Origin of the sequence: Kitasatospora sp. NPDC088391 (genome assembly GCF_044753345.1) — a bacterium.
Lineage (GTDB): Bacteria > Actinomycetota > Actinomycetes > Streptomycetales > Streptomycetaceae > Kitasatospora.
The window spans coordinates 21,217-43,662 of record NZ_JBIVNB010000019.1 but is presented as its reverse complement, the minus strand read 5'-3'; the positions used below and the strand labels follow the sequence as shown (position 1 = coordinate 43,662).

Sequence of the window (22,446 nt, the reverse complement as noted above, 5' to 3'; positions counted from 1 at the left end):
GGTGCGTTGTGGTGTTGTGGGCGCGCTTCGGGCTGCTCGGCGCGCGGGGCGGTACCGCGTGGAGGCGGTGTCAGTCGATGTCAGTCGGTGCTCCAGCGCAGTCCGCGGCGGCGGGCGACGGCGGCGTAGGTCTCCAGCGAGACCCGGGCGACCGCGCGCTGATCGAACTGGTCGAGGGCGCGGCGGCGGGCCGCCGCGCCCAGGCGTATCCGGAGTTCCGGCTCGGTGAGGAGCCGGTCGAGGGCGCGGGTCAGGGCGGTGGCGTCGGCCGCCGGGGCGAGCAGCAGGTGTTCGTCGTGGGTGCCGATCTCGCGGCAGCCGCGGATGTCGCTGAGCACCATGGGGAGGCCGCTGGCGGCGGCCTCCATGCCGGAGCGGGAGAAGCCCTCCCGGTAGGAGGGGAGGACGAAAACGTCGAGGGCGGCGTAGACGGCGGGCATGTCGTCGCGGGCGCCGAGGAATTCGAGTCCGGCCTCGGCGGCGCGCAGGGCGTCGGGCTTGTCGGGGTCGTCGGGGCCGATCCAGACGAAGCGGGCCTTGCCGGCCAGGGCGCGGGCGGCCTCGGCGTACTCGCGGATGCCCTTCTCGGCGACCCGCCGGCCGACCCCGCCGACCAGCAACTCGTCGTCGGCGACGCCGAGTCGGGCGCGGAGTTCGGCGCGCAGGGCGTCCCGTCGCGGGCCGGGGGCGGGGAACCGGTCGAGGTCGACGCCGTTGCCGACCACCCGGGAGCGCCGCGCGGGGACGCCCCAGCGGGCGAGCGTGGCGTGGTCCTCGGCGTTCTGGTAGAGCTCGGCGTGCGAGAAGCGGGCGGCGAGGGCCTCGGCGCCGAGCACGGCGAGCCGCTTGGCGAGCGGGTCGTGGGCCTGCGCCCAGAGGCCGTGGCAGGTGTTGACGACGACGGGGACGCGGGCGAGCCGGCCCAGGACGCGGCCGAGGACGCCGGTCTTGGGGTTGTGGGTGTGCAGCACGTCGGGCCGGATCTCGCGCAGCGCGGTGAGGAGTTCGCGGGCGGCGGCGAGGTCGGCGCGGGGCTGCCAGGCCCGGGTGAGCGAGGGCAGCGGGCGGTGCCGGACGCCGATCCGCTCGATCCGGTCGAGGTAGGGGCCGGGGGCGCTGATGCCGTGGGTCTCCAGGCCGTGCTCGACGTCGACGGTGAGTTCGGTGGCGAGCAGCAGGTGCAGCGACATGTCGACGGTGGTGAGGTGGGCGACCCGCAGCGGTCGGCCGTCCTCGCCGCGCAGGCGCAGGGGGAGCCGGTCAGGCACTGGCGCCCACCGCCTTCGCGGTGGCGACGATCCGGGCGTAGGCGCGTTCCGGGATCAGTCGGCCGTACAGCTTGGCGCGGAAGAAGTCGATCGGGTCGGTGCGGCGGACCGGGACGCGGTGGAAGCGGACCGGGTCGTGGCCGGGCAGGTTGCGGCCGACCTCGCCGGTGGCGGAGGTGCGGAACCGGGCGCGCAGCGCGGCGTCCATGTGCGGAACGGGTCGGCCCCAGGTGTAGGCGAAGTGCCGGGGGCGGGTGCCGAGGTGTTCCTCGATGTCGTCGCCGCAGGCGTCGAGTTCGGCGGTGGTGAGCAGTTCGGGCCGGGCGTGGGTGCGGGTGTGGTTGGCGACGGTGCACAGCCCGGAGTCGGTCATCTCGCGCAGCTGCTCCCAGTGCAGTCCCTGGGCGGGGGCGCCCTTCGCGGTGGAGCCCTCCCACTGCATGGGGCCGCCGACCAGGCCGCTGGCCAGGTAGATCGTGAACGGCAGGCCGCGCTCCCTGAGCAGCGGCCAGGCGGTGTCGTAGGTGTCGGCGAAGCCGTCGTCGAAGGTGAGGACGGTGCTGGGGGTGCGCAGGCCGGCGTCGAGGCGGTCGGCGGCGGTGTCGAGGGAGACCACCCGGCCGGGCGGCAGCTCGGCGAGCAGGTCGGCCTGGGCGGTGAAGTCGGCGGTGGCGAGGTCGAGTTCGTCGGTGGTACCGCCGCCGACCCGGTGGTAGATCAGCACGGTGGCCCCCTCCCCGGGCACCCGGCCGGCCGCGCGGGCCAACTGCTGTTTGACCTTGGTCCGAAGGCCGCCGACCGCAACGGCGGTGCTCGCCATGAATCCCCCTCGCGGTGCCCCCGCACCGGAACCTGTGAAACCCCCGGTCCGCGGCTGCCGCGGACGATGCGCATCACAGTAGGGGGAAGTGTGGTGCTGCGGCCCGGGAAACGTGAAAGAAGTGCGCAGGTAGGCCGAAAATCAGCCGGTCCGACCGGTCCTGTCCGTTTGGTGGCCGTTCTCGGGTCACCGGACGGCCGGGGCCCAGGGGGTACGGCCGGGGCTCAGGAGGTGGCGCCGCCGTTCGGACGGAGCAGGGCGAGGGCGATCCGGACCAGCAGGAGCACGCCCGCGGCCAGGCAGCCGGCCACCGCCATCACCCAGGCCGGGCCGTCGCTCTCCGGGACCAGGACGGCGACCGCGATGCCCGTCGCCACGCAGACCGTGCCGAGCAGGGCCAGCAGCGACCGGTGGCGGTGCAGGGCGCAGCCGCCGAGGAGTTCGGCGCGGCGGGTGGCGGTGCGGTGGCTCCGGGTGTCTGCCATGCCCCCACGGTAACGCGCCGCACGGTGCCGGGCCACGGCCCTCCGACCCTGTTCGGCCCGCCCGGGGAGGATCGTCCGTGTCCGACCTCAGTCGTTCCGGCCCGGGTCGGGGGGGCGATTCGGGGGTGCGGCGGCAGGCCCGCCGGGGGTGCTGCGGCGGGCCCGTCCGGGGCGGTCCGGAACCGCCCGCGAAAACTCGCCGTCCGGCGTACAACCATCCCGGGGCGTCGGTGGTCTCCACTACATTGAGCGATCCAGGAGCCGTCCGCCGAGCGGGATTGGGAGTGCCCGCCGCGGGCTAGATCACTCGGGAGCGGAGCCGCCGCGCCCGGGGTCGGAGGCCGGGCTCCGCCTGCCGACGGTACCGCCACGCCGCTTGCCGGCGACCGAGGGGGGAACCGTGTCGTACGCCACCACTGCCGCTGCCGTCTGCGCCCCGCCCCATCCCGTCGTCCCGATCGCCGTCGCGCCCGCCGCCCGCCGTCCCCGGGAGGACCGGGGCAGCTGGCTGCGGTTCAGCCCGGCCCAGCCGCTGTTCCGGGCCCGGGCCGCCCAGCGGCTGGCCGTGCTGGCCTACCACGGCGTCACCGATCCGCGGTCGTTCGGCGCCCAGCTGGACCGGCTGCGGCGGCTCGCCACCCCCGTCTCGGTGCAGGACGTGGAGCGGGCCGTCACCGAGGGCCGGCCGCTGCCGCCGCGCTCGGTGCTGGTGACCTTCGACGACCCGGACCGCACCGTGCTGCGGCACGCCCTGCCGGAGCTGGTGGCCCGCCGCATCCCGGCGGCCGCGTTCGTGATCGCCGAGCTGGTCGGCACCGAGCGGCCGTTCTGGTGGCACGAGGCCGCGTTCCTGGCCCGGAACGGCGGCCGGGCCCGGCTGCTGCCGAGCGGCGGCGACCCGGACCGGGTGCTGGCGCTGCTGAAGGCGCTGCCCGACCCGGACCGCCGGCGCAGCCTGGCCGAGCTGCGGGTCTCGGCGCTCCGCCGCCCCCCGGCGCAGGAGCAGCTGCGCCCGGAGGACCTGCGGGCCCTGCTGGAGGCGGACGTCGCGGTGGGCAACCACACGCTGGGGCACCCGTCGCTGCGGCGCTGCGACGAGGCGACGGTGCACGCGGAGATCGCGGGCGCGCACCGGGTGCTGACCCGCTGGCTGGGCGAGGCGCCGACGGCGTTCGCGTACCCCGACGGCGGGTTCGACGAGCGGGCGGACTCGGTGCTGCGCCAGCTCGGCTACCGGCTGGGCTTCCTCTCCGACCACCGGCTCGGCCCCCGGCTGCCGGCCCACCCGCTGCGGATCAGCCGGCTGCAGGTGGACTCCACGACCTCGACCCGCCGTTTCGACACCATCCTGTCCGGCCTGGAGCCAGCGGTGCAGCGCCTGCTGGGGGCGCAGGCCTGAGCCGACCGGCCGGGGGCGGCAGGCCCCCGGCCGGTGGGGTCGGGCAGGGATCGGGCCGGGGGGTCAGGCCGGTTCGGCGGGCGTGGCGGGCGCGGTGGGGCGGATGCCGCGCATCCGGCCGAAGGCGTAGACGCAGCCGGCCAGGGCCAGGTCGGACAGCAGCATGAAGCCGATCGAGTAGCTGCCCTTGGCGCTGTAGATCGCGCCCATCACCAGGGGCGGGACGAAGCCGCCGAGGCCGCCGATCGCGCCGACGATGCCCGTCACCGAGCCGACCTGGGCGATCGGGGTGACCTGCGCGACCAGGGCGAACACCGAGCCGCTGGTGGTGCCGAGCCCGGCGGCCATCACCAGGAAGGCGATGGTGCCGACCGGGCTGAGCGCCGGGTCGAAGGCCTGGACGACGGCGAACAGGGCGGTGACCGCCAGCGCCCAGGCGGTGACCACGGCCGGGTGGACCCGGTCCGAGATCCAGCCGCCGAACGGCCGGAAGACCACGGTGACCAGGGCGAACCCGGCGGCCCTGGTCCCGGCGTCGGTGGCGGACAGCTCGTACCAGGTCTTCAGGTAGGTCGGCAGGTAGACGCCGAACGCGACGATGCCGCCGAAGCCGATCGCGTACAGCGCGGAGAGCTCCCAGGTGACGCGGAGCTTCCCGGCCCGGCCGAGCCGGGTGGCCAGCGAGGCGGTGGGGACCACCCGGTCGGGGCGGTCGCGCAGCAGCAGGAAGGAGAGCACGGTGTAGCCGGCCAGGGCGATCGCCAGCACCCAGAACGGCAGGTTGTGCCCGTGCTTCCAGAGCCGGGGCGTGAAGTAGCCGGACAGCGCGACGCCGCCCATGCCCATGCCGAACACGCCGACGCCCAGGCCGCGCTTGTGCGGCGGGAACCAGGAGTTCACCAGCGGCACGCCGATCGCGAAGGTGGTGCCGCCGAGGCCGAGGAAGAACCCGACGGCGAGCAGCGCCCCGTACGAGGACTTGGCCGGGATCAGCAGCAGCACCGGCACGATGGTGAGCGCCGACATCAGCGGGAACATCAGCCGCGCCCCGTACCGGTCGGTCAGCGCGCCGACCGGGACGCGGCCGAGCGAGCCGACGATCACCGGGACGGCGACCAGGAACGACTGCCCGAACGAGGACATGTGCAGTGTCTTGTCGAACTCGCCGGCCAGTGGCGCGATCAGGTTCCAGGCCCAGAAGGTCAGCGTGAAGCCGACCGTGGCCACCACCAGGTTGGTCCAGGCCGTCCCCGACACCCTGTCCCCGTCGGCCGTCCTCCGTGTCCCCGAAGCTGTCAGCTGTCCCATGGGCCCAGCCTGCGCAGACCCCCGGGCTTCCCGCCCGGAACGCGCCGGGCGCGGCCGCTCCGTCACGCGAACGGAGCAGGTGGCGGCTCCGGGGCGGGACCGGGACCGGGCCGGGACCGGGCCGGACGTCCACGGAGCGGGCCGTCGGCGCCGCGTGTCCGGCCCGCCGGGGGGCGGGGGCCGGAGGAGTAGAGTCGTCGCTCGTGAAGATCGCTCTCGTGGACTCCGGACTCGGACTGCTCGCCGCCGCCGCCGCGATCCGCCGGCTGCGGCCGGACGCGGACCTGATCGTCTCCTGCGACCCCGACGGGATGCCGTGGGGCCCCCGGACACCCGAGGACGTGACGGCGCACGCCCGGGCGTGCGCGCAGGCGGCGCTGGCGCACGGGCCGGACGTGCTGGTGCTGGCGTGCAACACGGCGTCGGTGCACGCGCTGGCGCACCTGCGGGCGGAGTTCGAGCCGGAGCTGCCGGTGATCGGGACGGTGCCCGCGATCAAGCCCGCGGCGGCGGCCGGCGGGGTGGTGGCGATCTGGGCCACCCCCGGCACCACCGGCAGCGCCTACCAGCGGGGCCTGATCGCCGAGTTCGGCGGCGGCGCCGAGGTGCACGAGGTGGCCTGCCCCGGGCTGGCGGAGGCGGTGGAGTACGCGGACGAGGCGGCGATCGCCGACGCGGTCGCCTCGGCGGCCGCCCGGACGCCCACGCACACCACCGACGTGGTGCTCGGCTGCACCCACTACGAACTGGTCGACGGGCAGATCGCCTCGGCGCTCGCCGCCCCCGCCCGGCTGCACGGCTCGGCGGACGCGGTCGCCGCGCAGGCGCTGCGCCGCCTGGGCCCCGCCCCGGCGGGCGACGGGACGCTGACCGTCCTGCACTCCGGCCGTCCGGCGTCGCTGCAGGTCGCGGCGCTGCGCTACCCGCAGGGCGAGGTGCTGGCGGGCATCCGGGTCTGAGGCGTCCGGGTCCGATCCGCGCGGTCGCGCCTCTCGGGCGGCGGCCGCCCGCTGGGGCACACTGCCCGGGTGACGGTGCTCTGGTGGGTGTCGGTGGTGTCGCTGCTGGTGTGGGTCTGGCTGGCGGCGTGCCACGGCGGGTTCTGGCGGACCGACCAGCGGCTGCCGGCCGCGCCCGGGCCCGCGCGCTGGCCCGCGGTGGTGGTGCTGGTCCCGGCCCGGGACGAGGCGGACGTGCTGCCGGTGTCGCTGCCGAGCGTGCTGGCCCAGGAGTACCCCGGCCCGGCCCGGGTGGTGCTGGTCGACGACCACAGCACCGACGGCACCGGCGCGCTGGCCCGCGGGCTGGCCGACCGCGTCGGCGGCCTGCCGCTGACCGTCAGCACTCCCCCGCCGCTGCCCGCGGGCTGGACGGGCAAGCTCTGGGCGCTGCGCCACGGCGTCGAGCAGGCCGGGGACGCCGAGTGGCTGCTGCTGACGGACGCCGACATCGCGCACCGTCCCGGTTCGCTGCGGGCGCTGGTCGCGGCCGGGGAGGCGAACGGCCTGGACCTGGTCTCGCAGATGGCCCGGCTGCGGGTGGCGAGCCGCTGGGAGCGGCTGATCGTCCCCGCGTTCGTGTACTTCTTCGCCCAGCTGTACCCCTTCCGCCGGTCGAACCGGCCCGGTGCGCGGACGGCCGCCGCGGCGGGCGGCTGCTCGCTGGTGCGGCGGGAGGCGCTGGAGCGGGCGGGCGGGATCGCGGCGATCCGCGGCGCGGTGATCGACGACGTCTCGCTGGCCCGGGCCGTCAAGCGCACCGGCGGCCGGACCTGGCTCGGCCTCGCCGACCGGGTCGACTCGGTCCGCCCCTCCCCCGGCCTGGGCCCGCTGTGGCGAATGGTCTCGCGCAGCGCGTACGCCCAACTCCGTTACTCCCCGCTGCTGTTGACCGGCACGGTGGCCGGTCTGGGGCTGGTCTACCTGGCCCCGCCGGTGACGGCCCTGGCCGGGCTGGCGACCGGCGCGTGGGGGACGGCCGCGACCGGCCTGGCGGCCTGGGCCGTGATGGCGGGCACCTACGTCCCGATGCTCCGCTACTACGGGGTGCGGGCCGCCGCCGCCCCGCTGCTGCCGTTCACCGCGCTGCTGTACCTGCTGATGACGGTCGACTCCGCCCTCCAGCACTGGCGCGGCCGGGGCGCGGCCTGGAAGGGGCGGACGTACCCGCGGCCGCAGCGCGCCGAATAGCCGCCCGCGCGGGCGGAACCGGGGGCGGCGGGGCCCGTGGCACGGCGGCCCGGCCGGTGGGGCACGATCGGACGATGGAACGACACGAGATCTCCCGGATCGCGCACCGCGACCATCCGATCGCCGCCCCGCTGTCCGACGAGTCGGTGAAGTGGCTGCTGGCGCGGCTGCTGCGCGGGCGGGCCGACGGGCGGCTGCTGGACCTCGGGTGCGGCGAAGCGGCCTGGCCGGTAAGGGCGTTGGCCGCGCACCCGGGGCTGCGGGCGGTGGGGGTGGACACCGGTGCCGCCGGGCTGGAGGCCGGGCGGCGCAGCGCCGAGCGGGCCGGGGTGGCCGACCGGCTGGGCCTGCGGCACGCCGATGTACGGGAGTTCACCGCGGCCGAGCCCTTCGACGCGGTGCTGAGCGTCGGCGCGGCGTACGCGTTCGGCGGTCTCGGGCCGACGCTGGCCGCCGTCCGGCCGCTGCTCGCGCCCGGCGGGGCGGTGCTGCTCGGCGAGTCCTACTGGGAGGGCGAACCCTCGCCGCTCGCACGGGAGTTGTTCGGCGACGAGCTGTTCGACCTGTCCGGCACGGTCGACGCCGTCCGGGCCGCGGGCTGGGAGCCCGTCGCGGGCCACACCTCCACCCGGGCGGAACTCGACGCCTACGAGTGGGCCTGGACGGGGTCGCTCACCGACTGGGCGCTCGACCGGCCGGCCGGGCCCGACCGGGAGCAGGCCCTGCGGACCGCCGACGCGCACCGGCGGGAGTGGCTGACCGGGTACCGGTCCGCCTTCGGCTTCGTCACACTCGTGCTGCGCCCGGGCGCCTGACCGACCCGGCATGCCTTCCGCTCCGAGGAGAACCGCCCATGGGCTTCCACGGCCACCTGCTCGCCTTCCGCACCGACGACCCCGACGACACCGGCAGCCCCGGCACTCCCGTGCTGCCCGAACTCCCGTACCCCGACGAGACGGTGGCCTGCCCCGACGGCTGGTGGCTGCTGACCACCCGGATCGCCGCCCTCCCCGAGGACCTGGCGGTCCGGCTCGCGGAGCGGACCGGCGCGCCCGCCCTGGTGGTGCGGGTCCTCCACGGCGACTGGTCGGAGGTCCGGGGCTGCGTGCCCGGCGGTGCGGGCTGGTCGTTCGCGCACAACGTCCGCCTGGTGGTGGAGCACGAGGTGCGCGAACGGTTCGGCTGCGAGCGCGAGGACGAGGGCCTGAGCGCCGCCGAGTGGCAGGAGTGCGTCGACGAGGTCACCGCCGCCTGGACGGCCGACCGCGCCGAGGCCCGCCGCCACGCCCTCGCCTGGTCCGCCGCCACCGGCCGCCCCGCCGACCCCGCCGTCCTCGAACTCGCCCTCGAATCCGACGAGTTGTCCGCCGAGGAGGCCGCCCGCACCCTCCTGCGCGCCCTCGGCGTGCCCGTCCCGGGGCACGGCCGGGACGGACGGGGCGTCAGCGGTTGAGGAGGCGGCGGGCGGTGGGCTTGACGAACTCGTAGCGGGACATCTGTTCGAGGTCGCGGAGCCAGGCGGTGCGGCCCGGGGGGCGGTGGAGGAGTTCGCGGTAGATCTCCTCGAAGGCGGTGGAGACGTGGTCGAGGGAGAACCGGCCGACCACCCAGTCGCGGCCCCAGCGGCCGAGTTCGGCGCGGCGGGCGGGGTCGTCGGCGAGGGCGCGGATCTGGGCGGCCAGGGCCTTGGCGTCGGCGGGGTCGTCGCCGTGGCCGTACATGCAGCGGGAGGCGTGCGGTTCGACCAGCGGGCCGGGTTCGTGGATCGCGGTGTAGCCGCTCGCACCGTGGACGATCACGGGTTTGCCGAAGGCGAGGCCGCGCAGGGCGGAGCCGCCCATGCCGAGGACGAGGTCGGCGGCCTGGTAGGCGGGGCGGGGGTCGGGGCGCTGGCCGGTCAGGACGACGGCCGTGCGGCCGAGCTGCTCGTTGGCGGCGGCGGCCTCGGCGCGCAGCCGCTCCTCGCTGGGGCCGCCGCCGACCACGGCGAGGACCAGGTTCGGGTCGTCGAGGAGGCGGACGGCGTTGATGGTGCGGGAGACGCCGGCGTCCTTCTCCAGGCCGGAGACCAGGCGGGTGACGATGCAGAGCAGCAACTGGTCCGGGGCGGCGCCGACTTCGGCGCGGAAGGCGGCGCCGGAGACCGCGCCCGGCGCGTCGGAATCGGTGTCGACGGGGGGTTCGATCAGCCGCAGGTCGCGGTGGCCGAAGGCCCGGCCGTCCGGCATCAGGGCGCCGAGGCCGAGGACCAGGGGCTGGTGCCGGGGCATGCCGCGGAGCATCCGGATGCCGTAGAAGGTGGTGACGATCGGGAGGCGGCCCTGTCGGCCGGGGCCGAAGTAGGCGTTCCGGGCGGCCCGGACCTCCCAGGCGTGGATCAGCTGGGAGCCGTGCTCGGCGACCAGCCGGTCGAGCCGGGCCCGGACCACGGCGTGCGGGGTGCCGGGGTCGCCGGCCACCACCAGGTCGAGGTCGTGCTCGGCGGCGAGTTCGACCAGCGGGGCGGGGCCGTCGACGCCCTGGGCGAAGAGCACCGGCCGGTGGCCGCGGTCGCGCAGGGTGCGGGCGATGTCGACGGCGTTGAGCTGGGCGCCGCCGAGGGCCAGGTTGTTGAGGTGGACCAGGACCCGGACGGAACGCATGCTCAGTCCTCCCACTGGTGCGGCACGAAGACGGGGGCGGCCATCACGACGGCGCGCGGCGGGGTGTCGAGCATCGGGCCGAACACGTCGAACTGCCCGGCGGAGTGCCAGCTCATCAGGGTGCCGCCGTCGGTCTTGCCGATCGAGTAGACGCCCGTCCACAGGGTGTAGCGGCCGCGCGGCAGCGGGAGCCGGGGGATGACGCAGGCGACCTTGTGGTCGCCGCCGGTCATCCGGATCTCGTGGCTGATCTGGAAGATCGGGCTGGAGGTGCCCTCGCTGACGCCCAGGTGCAGGGTGGCGTCGCCGCGGTAGTCGCCGGCGATGGTCAGTTCGACGGTGACCGGCTCGTCGGTGTGCAGGGTGGCGGCGTCCTCGTCCTCGCCGCGCACCTCGTACTTGAGGAGCTGGAGCGGCTCGCCGGTGCGGGCGGACGCCTCGGACTGGGCCTCGATGGAGTCCCGGTAGCCGGCCAGCGCGTCCTTGATCCCGGCGTCGACCCGGACGGTGCCCTGCTCCAGCCAGACGCCGCGGCGGCAGATCGACTGCACGGCGGGCAGGTCGTGCGAGACGAAGACGATGGTGGTGCCCTGCTCGGCGACCTCGCGCATCCGGTCCAGGCAGCGCTGCTGGAAGACGGCGTCGCCGACCGCGAGCACCTCGTCGACCAGCAGGACGTGCGGCTCCAGGTAGGCGGCGACGGCGAAGCCGAGGCGCATCTGCATGCCGGAGGAGTAGAACTTGACCTGCCGGTCGATCGCGCCGCCGAGCCGGGCGAACTCGACGATGTCGTCGAAGCGCCCGGCGACCTCGCGGCGCTTGAGGCCGAGCAGCGCGCCGAACAGGTAGATGTTCTCCCGGCCGGTCAGGTCGGGGTGGATGCCGGCCCGGATCTCGATCAGCGCGCCGATCCGGCCGCGCACGTCGATGACGCCCGCGTACGGGTACATCACCCGGGTGAGCATCTTCAGCAGCGTCGACTTGCCGGAGCCGTTGGAGCCGATCAGGCCGACCGACTCGCCGGGCTCGATGTGCAGGTTGATGTCGCGCAGCGCCCAGCGCCAGTCCTCGCCGCGGTCGCCGCGCAGGCGGCGGGCCATCTGGTCGACCCGGTCGCGCAGCAGCATCCGCTGCTGGTCGGCGCGGAACCGCTTCCAGACCAGCTCGGTGCGGATGGTGCCCAGAGGGTAGTCACGCGACATCGGCGATCCCCGTTTCCAGCTTCTTGAAGACCAGGTACCCGCCGACCAGGAAGACCACCGAACTCGCCGCGGCGATCAGCGTCATCCGGGCGTCCGGCGCCTCGCCGTACAGCAGGGCCTTGCGGTAGCCCTCGATGACGGCGCCGAGCGGGTTGACGCCGACGTAGATCTCCTGGAGCCGCTGCGGGATCTTCGCCAGCGGGTAGGCGACCGGGGTGGCGAAGACGCCCATCTGCGTGATGATCGGCAGCAGGTGGCGGACGTCGCGCAGGTAGACCACGGCGACCGAGAGGATCAGCGCGATGCCGTAGGTGAAGGCGAACTGGATCGCCAGCAGCGGCACCACCCAGAGGAAGGTGGCGGCGGGGGCGGTCCAGAACACCAGGAACATCAGCCCGAGCACGCCGACGCCGATCACCATGTCGACGGTGGCGACCAGCATGGTGGCGAGCGGGAACACCTCGCGCGGGCAGTACACCTTGTTCAGCAGGCTCAGGTTGTTGGCCAGGCTGAGCGCGCCCTGGTTCATCGTGTTGGAGAAGAACTGCCAGACGATCAGGCCGAGGTACGCGAACAGCGTGTACGGGACGGCGCCGGTCTCGATCTTGACGGCCCGGTGGAAGACCAGGGTGAAGATGGCGCACAGCGCGAGCGGGGTGAGCACCGCCCAGGCGAAGCCGAGCACCGCCTGCTTGTACCGGGCGCGCAGGTCGCGCTCGGCCAGCGCCCGGACCAACTCCCGTGCGGCCCACAGCTCGCGGGCCACCTGGAGCGGGCGCAGCCGCCGTTTGAAGACGAGTTCGGGCGGTGGCCCGGCCGGGACCGGGGCGCCCGGCGGGGCGGTCGTGCTCCCGCGCTCGTCGATGACCTGTGCGCGCTGTCCCCCCACGGACTCCTGCCCTCTCCGGGGGCTGTGGTCTCCCCCGGTGCCTGTGCCGTCTGGCTGTGCCGTCTGCCGGCCGGACCGGACAGGTCACGGCCGGGGCCGGCCGATCCCCCCGGCCGGTCGCCGCCGCTGCCCGGGCGGCCCGGCGACCACAATGACACAGAGTGTGCGGGGCGCGGGCGGGTTCGGTGAAGATTGCGCCAGCTCAGCCAGGGAGAAGGGGAGTTGGAGACAGTTACCGGCCGAACGGCACCGGCGAGGCGGGGGTACAGGGGCGCGGGGGGAGCCGCTCAGCCGGCCGGCTGCTCGGCCACCAGCCGGTCGAGCGCGGCGGGCATGCCGTCGACGCCGCCGGACTGGGTGGGCGAGGTGCGGCCCGCGCCGTCCACGATCACCGTGGGCAGCTCGGTGACCTTGTCGGCGACGAACACCCGGGGCGCGTCCTCGACCAGCCGGTCGACCTCGGCGGAGCGGTAGGCGGCCCGGAACCGGGTGGCGTCGATGCCGTGCGCGGCGGCCCAGTCGGTGGCGGCGTTCTCGTTGGTGAGGTCGGCGTGCTGCTCGCGGATCGAGCGGAACACGGTGGCCTGCAGCCGGTCGACCTCGCCGAGCCGCTCCAGGGTGTAGTAGAGCCGGGCGTGCGCGCGCTGGACGGCCTCGTCCGGGCTGCCGGTCCAGATCGCGGGCACCCGGCGCAGCGTGACGTCCGCCCGGTGCCGGTCGGCCCAGTTCTCCAGCGGCTGCTCCAGCTGCGCCGAGTGGTAGCAGTCGTACCAGAAGAACTCGACGGCCTCGTGGGCGCGTTCGGCCTTGTGGCCGGCGGCGGGGGGCGCGCCGAGCGGGGCGGCGGGGGCGACCGTGGCGCCCGGGGCGGGCGCGGCCTGGCCGACGGGCCGCAGCGGGCGCAGCGCGGCCACCGGCGGGTGCTGCTGGGTGGGCGCGGCCGGGCGGAGCAGGGACGGCTGCTGACCGGACGTCAGGAGCTGCGGGCCGGCGGACCCGGCCGGGAGGGCGGTCGCGGCCTGCGCGGCGACCGCGGGGGCGGCGAGCAGGCCGCCGGCGACGGCGAACAGGACAGTGGTGCGGAGCAGCGGATTCACCAGGGCAGCGTGGCAGGCGGCCCCGCGACGTTCCACGCGACCGGGCCACGGGCGGTGGAATTCGCCGGAACGGAGCAGCGGCGGGCCGGACCGGCTCGGACGGGCGTTCGACGGCTCGCTCCCCGTTGCGGTCCGGTCGGCGGACGGTCCGGCGGAGAGGGAACTCCGGTCAGCCGGCGGTCGGTTCGGGCGCCGAGGGCTCCGAGGGCACGGCCGGGCCGACGCCGCGGACCTCGACGTGGGCGAGCTCGACGCCCCAGTCGGCCGCGGCGGGCCGGACCTCGTGCAGCAGGCTGTGCCGCAACTCCCCGCGCGAGGTGGTGAGTTCGTCGTAGTCGTGGCGCTCGGCCGCGGTCCGCAGCACCACCAGGCCGAGCTGGGCGATCGCCATGCCGTGGTTGCGGACGTTGAGGGTGGCGGCCAGCGGGTCGGTGACCCGGTAGGTCAGCGCGGCCTCGATCCGGACCTTCCGGCCGTCCCGGGTCGGGCCCTGGTAGGGCAGCACGACGGTCCTGTCGGAGAGGTCGACCCGGACGAGCCGGTCGACGAACGGGATCACCGGCGTCCAGCCGGGGCGCCTGGTCCGGTCGAGCGCCTTGCCGAGCCGGAACACCACCCCGCGTTCCTGCCGCCCGACCTTCCGCACCGCGCTCTGCGCGATCAGCAGCACCACCAGGACCGCCACGATCCATCCGGCCATCGGACCCTCCCCCGTTCCCCGCCCACCGTCAGGTGCCAAGTATCGCCGGGCGCCGCCGTCCCGCCAGAGGGCCTCAGCGGGCGGCGACCTCGCGCAGCAGGTCCTGCCAGCCGGTGGCGACCACGTCGAGGTCGAAGCGGGCCCGGGCGTGGGCCCGGGCGGCGGCGCCGTGCGCGGCGCGGGCGGCGGGGTCGTCGAGCAGGGCGCGCAGCGCGGCGGTGAGCGCGGCGGGGTCGCCGGGCGGGACGAGCAGGCCGGTCTCGCCGGGGCGGACCACGTCGGAGACCCAGCCGACGTCGGTGGCGACGGCGGGCAGTGCGGCCAGCGCGGCCTCGATCAGCACGCCGGGGACGCCCTCGGAGTCGGAGGTGAGCAGCAGCAGGTCGGCGGCCCGGTAGAGCGGGGCGGGGTCGGCGAGCGGGCCGAGCAGGTGCACCGCCGGGCCGGGGTCGAGGCCCGCGCGCAGCGGGCCCTCGCCGGCCAGCGCGAGGTGCGTCCCGGTGGGGAGGCCGGCGTGCGCGGCGAGCGCCAGGTCGGGGCGCTTCTCGGGGCTGAGGGCGCCGACCCAGGCGATCAGCGGGCCGTCGGCGGGCAGGCCGAGGGCGGCCCGTTCGGCGGCCCGCTCGGCGGGGTCGGCGGCGGGCCGGAAGCGGTCGGCGGGGCGGGCGTTGGGGAGGGTGCGCAGGCGGCGGGCGGGGAGCCGGAAGCGCTCGCGCAGCACCTCGGCGGCGTGCGGGGAGATCGCGGCGACGGCGGCGGCGCGGTGCAGCAGGGCGCCGACCCGCAGGCGGCGGGCGGGGCTCGCGGTCCAGTGCCGGGGGTCGCCGATGTTGACGTAGACGAAGGGGGTGCGGGCGGCGAACAGCGCGAGGGCGCAGGCCTGCAGGGTGGAGGAGCCGTGCGCGACCACCACGTCGGCGCGGGCGGCGGCCCGGCGCAGCGCGCGCAGGGTGGCGGGGTGGTGCCGGGACGGGCCGAGGACGGGGGTCGGGTCGGCGGGGTCGGCGTCGCGGTGCGGGTGCAGCGCGGTGAGCTCGGAGGGCCGTCCGCGGCGCAGGAGTTCGGCGTGCAGGTCGCGGGCGAGGCGTTGGGCGCCGCGCGCCCGGGGGTCGGTGATCACGTGCAGTACGCGCGGCTCGGCCATGGGCCCGACCCTACCGAGCGGGGTGCGGCGCGGGCGGCGGTTCGGGGAAGCCCGCGGCGGCGGCGGTCCGGGGCCGGTCCGGCCGGAGCGGCGGGCGGCCGGGTTTCCTCCGGTTTCGCGGACGCGGGGGCGTCCGTGCTGGGATGCTGAGCGGCGGCCGGGGGGTGGCCCGGGCGAGGGGGTGTGGCGCGGTGCGCGTGGTGTACGTGATCGACAGTGTGAGCCGGGTGGGCGGCGCGGAGCAGGGCCTGGTGGCGATGGCTCCGCTGCTGGTGCGCTCGGGCGTGGAGCTGCACGTGGCGTTCCTGAAGGAGTCGCCGGGCGGGTTCCAGGAGGAGTTGCGGGCGGCGGGCGCGGGCGTGCTGCCGGTGCTGCGGGGTTCGCGGTCGGCCCGGGTGGCCGGGCTGCGGTCCGAGTTCCGGCGGCTGCGGCCGGAGTTGGTGCACACCACGCTGTACGAGTCGGACGTGCTGGGGCGGGCGGCGGCGCTGTCCGCCCGGGTGCCGGTGGTGTCGAGCCTGGTGAACGCGGCGTACGGGCCGGAGCACCTGCACGCGCGCGGGCTGCGCCCGTGGAAGGTGCGGGCGGCGCAGGGCGCGGACGCGCTGACGGCGCAGGGGGTGCGGCGCTTCCACGCGCTGACCGAGCACGTGGCGGACGTGATGGCGGCCCGGCTGCGGGTGGCGCGGCGGCGGATCGACGTGGTGCCGCGCGGCCGGGACGTGGAGCTGCTGGGGTCGGTGACGCCGGCCCGGCGGGCGGCCGTGCGGGCGGGGCTGGGGCTGGCGGAGGACGTGCCGGTGGTGCTGGCGGCGGCCCGGCAGCAGTACCAGAAGGGCCTGGACGTGCTGGTGTCGGCGTGGCCGCGGGTGCGGGCGGCCCGGCCGGACGCGGTGCTGCTGCTGGCGGGCAGCCGGGGCGCGGAGACGGCCCGGCTGGAGGAGTTGGCGGCCCGGACCTCGGGGGTGCGCTTCCTGGGGCCGCGCGACGACGTGTTCGACCTGATGGCGGCGGCGGAGGTGTTCGCGGTGCCCTCGCGCTGGGAGGGGTTGGGGAGCGCGGCGATGGAGGCGATGGGCGTGGGGGTGCCGCTGGTGTGCGCGGACGTGCCCGCGCTGCGCGAGACGGCCGGGTCGGAGGAGTGCGCGCTGCTGGTGCCGCCGGAGCGGCCGGAGGAGCTGGCGGCGGCGCTGCTGCGGGCGCTGGACGGGCCCGGGGAGGCGCTGGTGCGGGCGAAGGCGGCGCGGGCCCGGTTCCTGGCCCGGTTCACGCTGCCGCAGGTGTCGGCGCGGATGGTGGAGTTCTACGGGCGCGCACTGGCCTGATCCGGGAAGGGCGCTTCGGATACGCACGCTTCCCGACCTTTTGATGACGATTCGTCAGATTGTGTACGCGCGTCCGGAATCCGCCCACGGCTTGGTCCCAGAATGGCCAAAGTGCTTGCGCCGCAGGTCCGGGGCCGGAAGCATCGACGGCGGGGAAGGTCCGAGGGACCTGATTGACGGTGACGCCGGGCCGGGTCGTACCGGTGCGCGCCGCTCGGGGGGCGGGGGCGGCCGAGGGGGCGGGTGGCGGGCGCACCGAGACGAGGCGAGGGGAACCAACCGGTGGAACCGGCAAATCTGTTCACCGTTCTGCGGCGGTACTGGCGGCTCCTGGCGGGCTGCACGGCCGCGGCCCTGATCGTGGGGTTCCTGCTGACTCCGGCCGGTGACGCGGTCGACAACGGCAAGTGGCAGTGCAAGGTGGCGATAACGCCGGTCGCGGGCGCGGCCGACACCGTCCGGGCCGACCAGGTGCTGTCGTACGCGCAGGGCTCCGCGGTGACCACCGCGGCCGCGCAGAAGCTGCACATCACGGACGTGGCGGGCCTGTCGGCGCGCCGGACGGTGACCGCGGCCTCCACCCAGATGCTGCTGTTCACCACCACCGGCCCCACCCAGCAGGGCTGCGCGGACCTGGCGGCGGCGCTCTCCGAGGCCACCATCACCGGCTACAGCCAGGAGTCCCGGAAGAGCGCCGACGAGTCGATCAAGCGGCTGCGCTCGCAGGCCGACCAGCAGCAGGCCCAGCTGGACGACCTGCAGAAGTCCTTCAACAAGGGCAACGCGGGCGAGCAGGCCCGGCTGCAGCCGCAGCTGTCCACCGCCACCGCGGCGCTCACCAAGACCCTCGGCCTGATCGCCGACCTGCAGAACTACAGCCAGACCGACGCCATCCAGCAGTGGGGCTCGATCGACACCAAGGAGCTCGGCGGCAACCTGCTGACCTCCCCGACCCGCAGCGTCCGGCTCACCCTCGCGGTGGTGCTGGGCCTGGCGCTGGGCGTGGTCGCGGCGCTGATGCTGTCCCGGATGGACACCCGGCTGCGCACCCGGGACGGCGCCGAGGAGGCGTTCAACCTGCCGGTGATCGGCGAGATCCCCCGGCTGTCGCGCCGACTGCGCCGGCTGCGCGAGCCGCTGGTGGCCTCCCGCCCGGAGGACCCGGTGACCGAGGCGTACCGCTCGCTGCGCTCCACCCTGCTGCTGACCGGCCCGGAGGCGCTGTCGGCGCAGCTCGGCACGGGCGGGGCGGGCCAGGAGGAGCGCCGGGTGCGGCGCGGCACCGGCCCGGCGCCGGTGGTGCTGGTGATGTCGGGGCGCTCCGGCGACGGCCGGACCACCACGGTGGCGAACCTCGCGGCGACGCTCGCCGAGACGGGCCGTCAGGTGCTGGTGCTGGACTGCGACTTCCGCCAGCCGGAGCTGCACGAGCAGTTCGCGGTGAGCGAGGGCCCGGGCATGGCCGAACTGCTGTCCGCGGAGCACCTGACCGACCTGGTGGACCTGATCCGGCGCACCAACGTCCCCGGCGTGGCGATGATCACCGGCGGCAGCGCCACCGCCTACCCGGCGGCGCTGGTGCTGCGGGCCGGCGAGGTGCTGCGGCTGGCCCGGCGGCACGCGGACGTGGTGCTGATCGACTCCTCGCCGCTGCTGAACGCCAACGACGCCTACGACCTGGTGCAGCACGCGGACGCGGTGCTGGTGACGGTGATGGCGGGCAACCTGCGCCCGGAGGAGGCCGACCGGGTCTCCGAGCTGCTGTCGCGCACCGGCGTGCCGGTGGCGGGCGTGGCGCTGCTGGGCGCCGAGGTCGCCACCGGGCGGCGCAAGCGCAACCTGGAGCTGGGCCGGCTGGCCGGGAAGGTCCCGCTGGTGCCGACGGCGCCGCGCGCCACCGAGAGCGTGCCGCGGCCCGAGCAGCGGCGGCCGTCCGAGCCGCAGCGCTCCGAGCCGCACCGCGCCGAGTCCTCGCGCGAGCCGCAGGCCGCCGAGACGGCGCGCGAGCCGCAGCACGGCGGCTCCCAGCACGGCGGTTCGCCGCACTCCGGCCCGCAGCACGGCGGCCGGGCCGAGCAGCGCCGCTCCGGCGGCGGCGAGCACCAGCGCCCGGCGGCGGGCCCGCGCCGCGGCGAGCCGGTGTACGGCGAGAGCGAGGGCGGCGACCGCCGGTCGACCCCGAGCTGGGGCCGCCGGCCGGCCGAACTGCCCCCGGAGGAGCCGCAGGTGGAGACCACCCTGCAGCTGCGCCTGGGTGAGGAGCGGTGACCGGCCGGGCCAAGGTGCTCTGGCTGGCGAAGGGCCTGGGCCGCGGCGGCGCGGAGCAGCTGCTGGTCAACTGCGTGCGCCACGCGGACCGTTCGCGCTACGCCATCGAGGTGGCGTACGTGCTGCCGCACAAGGACGCGCTGGTCCCGGCCCTGGAGTCGGCGGGCGTGCCGGTGCACTGCCTGGGCGGCCCGCCGGGGCGGCGCTGGCCGCTGCGGCTGCGGGCGCTGCTGGCGGAGCGCCGCTACGACCTGGTGCACACCCACATGCCGGTGCCCGCGGTCGCGGCCCGGCTGCTGTCCGGCGGCGCGGGCGCGCCCCGGCTGGTGCACACCGAGCACAACCTGTGGGAGCGCTACCGGCGGCCCACCCGGTGGGCGAACGCGCTGACGTACGGGCGCAATTCGGCCGTCATCGCGGTGTCCCGGGCGGTCGCGGACGGCATCGGGCGGCGCCGCCCCGACCCCGACTGGCTGACGGTGGTGCACCACGGGCCGGACCTCGGCGGCGCCCCGTCCGGCCCGGCGGCCCGGCGGGCGGCCCGGGAGGAGCTGGGCCTGCCGGAGGGCGCGCTGGTGGTCGGCACGGTCGGCAACCTGACGCCGAAGAAGGACCAGGCCGGGCTGCTGGCCGCGTTCGAACTGCTGCGGGCGGAGCATCCGACGGCCCGGCTGGTGGTGGTCGGCACCGGCCCGCTGGAGGCCGAGCTGAAGGCCCGGGCCGGGCAGGGCGTGCTGTTCACCGGCTCCCGGGGCGACGTGCCGGCGCTGCTGCCGGGCTGGGACGTGTTCTGCCTGAGTTCCCGTCAGGAGGGTCTGCCGGTGGCGCTGATGGAGGCGATGACCACCGGCCTGCCCTCGGTGGTGACCCGGGTCGGCGGCATGCCGGAGGTGCTGGACGACGGCGTCGAGGGCCGGCTGGTGCCGCCCGGCGACCCGGCGGCGCTGGCCGCCGCGCTGGGCGAATTGGCCGCCGACCCGGGGCTGCGCGAGCGGATGGGCGCGGCCGCCCGGGAGCGGTCGGGGTCCTTCGACGTGGCGGGGGCGCAGCGGGCGATCGAGCGGGTGTACGCGCGGGTGCTGGCGACGCGGACGCCGGCGAACTGAGTGCGGGGCGGAGTCCGGAGGGGACGAGCACGACGTGGGTGGTGAACTGACGTACCGCCGGCCGGAGCCGGCGGACGTGCCGGCGGTGCTGGAGCTGTTGACGGCCTCGCTGGCGGGCGGCCCGACCGGGCGGCGCAGCGCGGAGTTCTTCGACTGGAAGCACCGGGCGAACCCGTTCGGGGCGAGCCCGGGCCTGCTCGCGGTGGACGCGGACGGGCGGATCGTGGGGGTGCGGCTGTTCCTGCGCTGGTCCTGGCGCGGCCGGGACGGGCGCGAGGTGCGGGCGGTGCGGCCGGTGGACACCGCGACGCACCCCGACTTCCAGGGGCGCGGGATCTTCCGCCGCCTCACCACGGACCTGCTCGAACAGGTCGCCGACGACACCGAGCTGGTCTTCAACACGCCGAACGGCAACAGCCTGCCGGGCTACCTGCGGATGGGCTGGCGGGAGCTGGGCCGGGTGCCGGTGGCGCTGCGGGTGGCCCGGCCGCTGTCCTTCGCCCGGGGCGCCCGGTCGGCGCTGGCCCGGCGGCCCGGCCCGGCGGGGCCGCCGCGCTGCGACCTGCCGCCGGCCGCCGACTGGTTCGCCGCGCCGGACCCGCGGCTCGCCGAGCTGCTGGCCGAACGGGAGCGCGCGGACGCCGCCGACCCGCGGCTGCGGACCGTCCGCACCGCCGACTACCTGGCCTGGCGGTACGGGGCGGCGCCGGGCCTGGACTACCGGGTGGCGACCGTCGAACGCGGCGGCGAGCTGGTCGGGGTGGCGTTCGGCCGGCCCCGCAGGCGCGGCCCGCTGGCCGAGTTCACGCTGTCCGAGCTGATCGTCCGGCCGGGCGACCGGGCCGCCGCCGCGCACCTGCTGCGCGCGGCGGCCGGCTCGGGCTGCGACCACGCCGCGACCCACCTGGCGCCGGGCACCGAGGCCGCCGCGGCGGGCCTGCGGGCGGGCTGCGTGACGGCGCCGCGCACCGGCATGGTGCTGGCCGCCCGCACCCCGACCGGGCCGCTGCCGGCCGGGCGGACGCTCGGCGACTGGCGGTTCAGCCTCGGCGACCTGGAGGTCTTCTGATGGCGGCCGTGCTCGCCGCCCGCTCCCCCGCCCGCGGCTCCCGCACCCTGGCGGCGCGGGCCCGCGCGGCGGCCCGGCGCGCGCGGCCGACCTGGGTGGCCGGGGCGGTGGTGGTCGGCTACGTGACGGTGTTCGTGCTGGCGATGGTGCACAGCAGCTACGACACCTGGGGGGCGCTGCTGGTGGCGCCCGCGCTGATGGCGATCGGCACCCCGATCCTGGCCCGGGTCGCCGCGAACAACCCGGAGCCGGCGGTGTTCCGGCTGCTGCTGGTGGCGATGGCGGCGAAGCTGGCCTGCGCCTTCCCGCGCTACCTGATGGCCTTCGTGCTGTACGGCGGCGCGGCGGACGCGAAGATGTACCACACCAAGGGCGCGGACCTGGCCCGCTACCTGCACACCGCGGACCTCTCCACCGGGCTGCACTACGACCTGGGCATGAAGGTCGCCGGGACCGGCTTCGTCATCATCGTCACCGGCGTGGTCTACGCGATCACCGGCCCGACCCTGGTCGGCGGCTTCCTGGTGTTCTCCTGGATGGGCTTCTGGGGGTTGCTGCTGTTCTGGCGGGCCCTGCAGATCGCCTACCCGGAGGCGGACTCGCGGCGGTACGCGAAGCTGGTCTTCTTCCTGCCCTCGCTGCTGTTCTGGCCGTCCAGCATCGGCAAGGACGCCTGGATGATGTTCTGCCTGGGCCTGACCACGTACGGGGTGGCCCGGCTGCTGGACCGCCGGTTCGGCGCGTTCGTCTGCATCGCGCTGGGGTCGCTGGGCACCGCGATGGTCCGCCCGCACGTCACGGTGCTGGCGGGCGCCGGCCTGAGCGTCGCGTACCTGCTGCGCAAGCGCCCCGAGCAGGTGTCGGCGCTGGGGCCGCTGCGCACCGTGGTGTCGGTGGTGGTGCTGGGCGCGGGCGTGATGCTGATGCTCCAGCAGGTGTCGACCTTCTTCGGCACCAACGGCACCGGCGGCGACGCCGTCAACCAGGTGCTGTCGGAGACCTCGCGGCGGACCTCGCAGGGCGACTCGGTGATCAACGCGGCCACCGCGGAGGACCCGGCCCCGGCGTTCAGCCTGAACCCGGCGCGGCTGCCGGTCTCGGTGATCAGCGTGCTGTTCCGGCCGTTCCCGTTCGAGGCGTCGAACGTGCAGAACCTGATCCAGTCGGTGGAGTGCTTCGCGCTGCTGATCATGTTCATCCGGGCCTGGCCGCAGCTCGCCCGCATCCCCAAGCTGTTCGTGCAGCGCTCCTACGTGGCCTTCACCGTGGTCTACACGCTGCTGTTCTGCTGGGCCTTCTCCACCATCAACAACATGGGCATCCTGTCGCGCGAACGCGTCCAGGTGCTGCCCCTGGTCCTGGTCCTGCTCGCCATCCCCAGGCCCACCCCCGCCGGCCCCGTCACCCGCCGCCGACGACCACCCCTGTGGCGCGTCCAGCCCGGCCAGTGGCGCACCCGCCCGGCCCCCGAACCTCCGGCCGCCACCGGCGCCCCGGACCCGAATCGAACCCAGGGGGGATCGACTCCTTGACCT

Annotated in this window: 20 protein-coding genes; 10 read left to right on the top strand and 10 right to left on the bottom strand. The window is 76.0% G+C overall.

Features of this window, described 5'->3' with window-relative positions; all coding sequences use genetic code 11:
* Positions 1-80: 80 nt before the first annotated feature.
* From ACIQBJ_RS34245 to ACIQBJ_RS34235, 3 genes are all read right to left on the bottom strand, one after another.
* Positions 81-1,268 (bottom strand): glycosyltransferase family 4 protein, encoded by a 1,188-nt coding sequence (locus tag ACIQBJ_RS34245; RefSeq protein ID WP_400718596.1) that lies wholly within the window; start codon positions 1,266-1,268, stop codon positions 81-83.
* Positions 1,261-2,088, bottom strand: coding sequence for a polysaccharide deacetylase family protein (locus ACIQBJ_RS34240; RefSeq protein ID WP_400718595.1), 828 nt, complete (start codon positions 2,086-2,088; stop codon positions 1,261-1,263). The genes ACIQBJ_RS34245 and ACIQBJ_RS34240 overlap by 8 nt, the downstream gene beginning before the upstream one ends.
* Before the next feature lie 224 nt (positions 2,089-2,312).
* Positions 2,313-2,573: a hypothetical protein gene (locus ACIQBJ_RS34235; RefSeq protein ID WP_400718594.1), complete on the bottom strand. Its 261-nt coding sequence runs from the start codon at positions 2,571-2,573 to the stop codon at positions 2,313-2,315.
* A gap of 400 nt (positions 2,574-2,973) precedes the next feature.
* On the opposite strand from ACIQBJ_RS34235, the gene ACIQBJ_RS34230 reads away from it, so the two are divergent.
* Entirely contained in the window at positions 2,974-3,972 is a 999-nt protein-coding gene (locus tag ACIQBJ_RS34230; RefSeq protein WP_400718593.1) for a polysaccharide deacetylase family protein, read from the top strand.
* A 63-nt stretch (positions 3,973-4,035) separates the two neighbouring features.
* On the opposite strand, the gene ACIQBJ_RS34225 is transcribed toward ACIQBJ_RS34230, so the two are convergent.
* On the bottom strand, positions 4,036-5,280 hold the full coding sequence (locus ACIQBJ_RS34225) for a nitrate/nitrite transporter (RefSeq protein ID WP_400718591.1): 1,245 nt from the start codon (positions 5,278-5,280) through the stop codon (positions 4,036-4,038).
* Between the two features lie 203 nt (positions 5,281-5,483).
* On the opposite strand from ACIQBJ_RS34225, the gene ACIQBJ_RS34220 reads away from it, so the two are divergent.
* The 4 genes from ACIQBJ_RS34220 (at position 5,484) to ACIQBJ_RS34205 (ending at position 8,922) form a co-directional block, all read left to right on the top strand.
* Positions 5,484-6,239 carry a glutamate racemase gene (locus ACIQBJ_RS34220; protein WP_400718590.1) on the top strand — a complete coding sequence of 252 codons (756 nt, stop codon included), beginning with the start codon at positions 5,484-5,486 and terminating at the stop codon, positions 6,237-6,239.
* A 69-nt stretch (positions 6,240-6,308) separates the two neighbouring features.
* Entirely contained in the window at positions 6,309-7,469 is a 1,161-nt protein-coding gene (locus ACIQBJ_RS34215; RefSeq protein WP_400718589.1) for a glycosyltransferase, read from the top strand.
* Between the two features lie 74 nt (positions 7,470-7,543).
* On the top strand, positions 7,544-8,284 hold the full coding sequence (locus ACIQBJ_RS34210) for an SAM-dependent methyltransferase (RefSeq protein ID WP_400718588.1): 741 nt from the start codon (positions 7,544-7,546) through the stop codon (positions 8,282-8,284).
* A gap of 38 nt (positions 8,285-8,322) precedes the next feature.
* A complete protein-coding gene (locus ACIQBJ_RS34205; RefSeq protein WP_400718586.1) occupies positions 8,323-8,922 on the top strand; it encodes a hypothetical protein in 600 nt (199 codons plus the stop codon).
* On the opposite strand, the gene ACIQBJ_RS34200 is transcribed toward ACIQBJ_RS34205, so the two are convergent.
* From ACIQBJ_RS34200 to ACIQBJ_RS34175, 6 genes are all read right to left on the bottom strand, one after another.
* Positions 8,912-10,111, bottom strand: a complete 1,200-nt coding sequence (locus ACIQBJ_RS34200) for a glycosyltransferase family 4 protein (RefSeq protein WP_400718585.1) — start codon at positions 10,109-10,111, stop codon at positions 8,912-8,914. The two genes, ACIQBJ_RS34205 and ACIQBJ_RS34200, sit on opposite strands and share 11 nt — an antisense overlap.
* Positions 10,112-10,113: 2 nt before the next feature.
* Positions 10,114-11,313, bottom strand: a complete 1,200-nt coding sequence (locus ACIQBJ_RS34195) for an ABC transporter ATP-binding protein (protein ID WP_400718584.1) — start codon at positions 11,311-11,313, stop codon at positions 10,114-10,116.
* Positions 11,303-12,202, bottom strand: coding sequence for an ABC transporter permease (locus ACIQBJ_RS34190; protein WP_400718583.1), 900 nt, complete (start codon positions 12,200-12,202; stop codon positions 11,303-11,305). Before ACIQBJ_RS34190 ends, ACIQBJ_RS34195 begins: the two co-directional genes overlap by 11 nt.
* Positions 12,203-12,489: 287 nt before the next feature.
* Positions 12,490-13,299 (bottom strand): DsbA family protein, encoded by an 810-nt coding sequence (locus tag ACIQBJ_RS34185; RefSeq protein WP_400718582.1) that lies wholly within the window; start codon positions 13,297-13,299, stop codon positions 12,490-12,492.
* 169 nt (positions 13,300-13,468) lie between these two features.
* Positions 13,469-13,999: an SPFH domain-containing protein gene (locus ACIQBJ_RS34180; RefSeq protein ID WP_400718580.1), complete on the bottom strand. Its 531-nt coding sequence runs from the start codon at positions 13,997-13,999 to the stop codon at positions 13,469-13,471.
* A gap of 73 nt (positions 14,000-14,072) precedes the next feature.
* Positions 14,073-15,143: a glycosyltransferase gene (locus ACIQBJ_RS34175; RefSeq protein WP_400718579.1), complete on the bottom strand. Its 1,071-nt coding sequence runs from the start codon at positions 15,141-15,143 to the stop codon at positions 14,073-14,075.
* 191 nt (positions 15,144-15,334) lie between these two features.
* Here ACIQBJ_RS34175 and ACIQBJ_RS34170 point away from each other — a divergent pair, with 191 nt between their 5' ends.
* The 5 genes from ACIQBJ_RS34170 (at position 15,335) to ACIQBJ_RS34150 (ending at position 22,443) form a co-directional block, all read left to right on the top strand.
* Positions 15,335-16,468 carry a glycosyltransferase family 4 protein gene (locus tag ACIQBJ_RS34170; protein WP_400718578.1) on the top strand — a complete coding sequence of 378 codons (1,134 nt, stop codon included), beginning with the start codon at positions 15,335-15,337 and terminating at the stop codon, positions 16,466-16,468.
* A gap of 282 nt (positions 16,469-16,750) precedes the next feature.
* Positions 16,751-18,736 (top strand): AAA family ATPase, encoded by a 1,986-nt coding sequence (locus ACIQBJ_RS34165; RefSeq protein WP_400718577.1) that lies wholly within the window; start codon positions 16,751-16,753, stop codon positions 18,734-18,736.
* On the top strand, positions 18,733-19,842 hold the full coding sequence (locus tag ACIQBJ_RS34160; RefSeq protein WP_400718576.1) for a glycosyltransferase: 1,110 nt from the start codon (positions 18,733-18,735) through the stop codon (positions 19,840-19,842). The genes ACIQBJ_RS34165 and ACIQBJ_RS34160 overlap by 4 nt, the downstream gene beginning before the upstream one ends.
* A 34-nt stretch (positions 19,843-19,876) precedes the next feature.
* Positions 19,877-20,911: a GNAT family N-acetyltransferase gene (locus ACIQBJ_RS34155; RefSeq protein ID WP_400718575.1), complete on the top strand. Its 1,035-nt coding sequence runs from the start codon at positions 19,877-19,879 to the stop codon at positions 20,909-20,911.
* Entirely contained in the window at positions 20,911-22,443 is a 1,533-nt protein-coding gene (locus tag ACIQBJ_RS34150; protein ID WP_400718574.1) for a hypothetical protein, read from the top strand. The genes ACIQBJ_RS34155 and ACIQBJ_RS34150 overlap by 1 nt, the downstream gene beginning before the upstream one ends.
* Positions 22,444-22,446 lie beyond the last annotated feature (3 nt).

What these genes read in the sequence shown, in the direction of transcription:
- ACIQBJ_RS34205 (WP_400718586.1), top strand. Translation starts at nt 8,323, where the DNA reads ATGGGCTTCCACGGCCACCTGCTCGCCTTCCGCACCGACGACCCCGAC.
- ACIQBJ_RS34180 (WP_400718580.1), bottom strand. Translation starts at nt 13,999, where the DNA reads ATGGCCGGATGGATCGTGGCGGTCCTGGTGGTGCTGCTGATCGCGCAG.
- ACIQBJ_RS34240 (WP_400718595.1), bottom strand. Translation starts at nt 2,088, where the DNA reads ATGGCGAGCACCGCCGTTGCGGTCGGCGGCCTTCGGACCAAGGTCAAA.
- ACIQBJ_RS34195 (WP_400718584.1), bottom strand. Translation starts at nt 11,313, where the DNA reads ATGTCGCGTGACTACCCTCTGGGCACCATCCGCACCGAGCTGGTCTGG.
- ACIQBJ_RS34200 (WP_400718585.1), bottom strand. Translation starts at nt 10,111, where the DNA reads ATGCGTTCCGTCCGGGTCCTGGTCCACCTCAACAACCTGGCCCTCGGC.
- ACIQBJ_RS34235 (WP_400718594.1), bottom strand. Translation starts at nt 2,573, where the DNA reads ATGGCAGACACCCGGAGCCACCGCACCGCCACCCGCCGCGCCGAACTC.
- ACIQBJ_RS34150 (WP_400718574.1), top strand. Translation starts at nt 20,911, where the DNA reads ATGGCGGCCGTGCTCGCCGCCCGCTCCCCCGCCCGCGGCTCCCGCACC.
- ACIQBJ_RS34225 (WP_400718591.1), bottom strand. Translation starts at nt 5,280, where the DNA reads ATGGGACAGCTGACAGCTTCGGGGACACGGAGGACGGCCGACGGGGAC.
- ACIQBJ_RS34175 (WP_400718579.1), bottom strand. Translation starts at nt 15,143, where the DNA reads ATGGCCGAGCCGCGCGTACTGCACGTGATCACCGACCCCCGGGCGCGC.
- ACIQBJ_RS34210 (WP_400718588.1), top strand. Translation starts at nt 7,544, where the DNA reads ATGGAACGACACGAGATCTCCCGGATCGCGCACCGCGACCATCCGATC.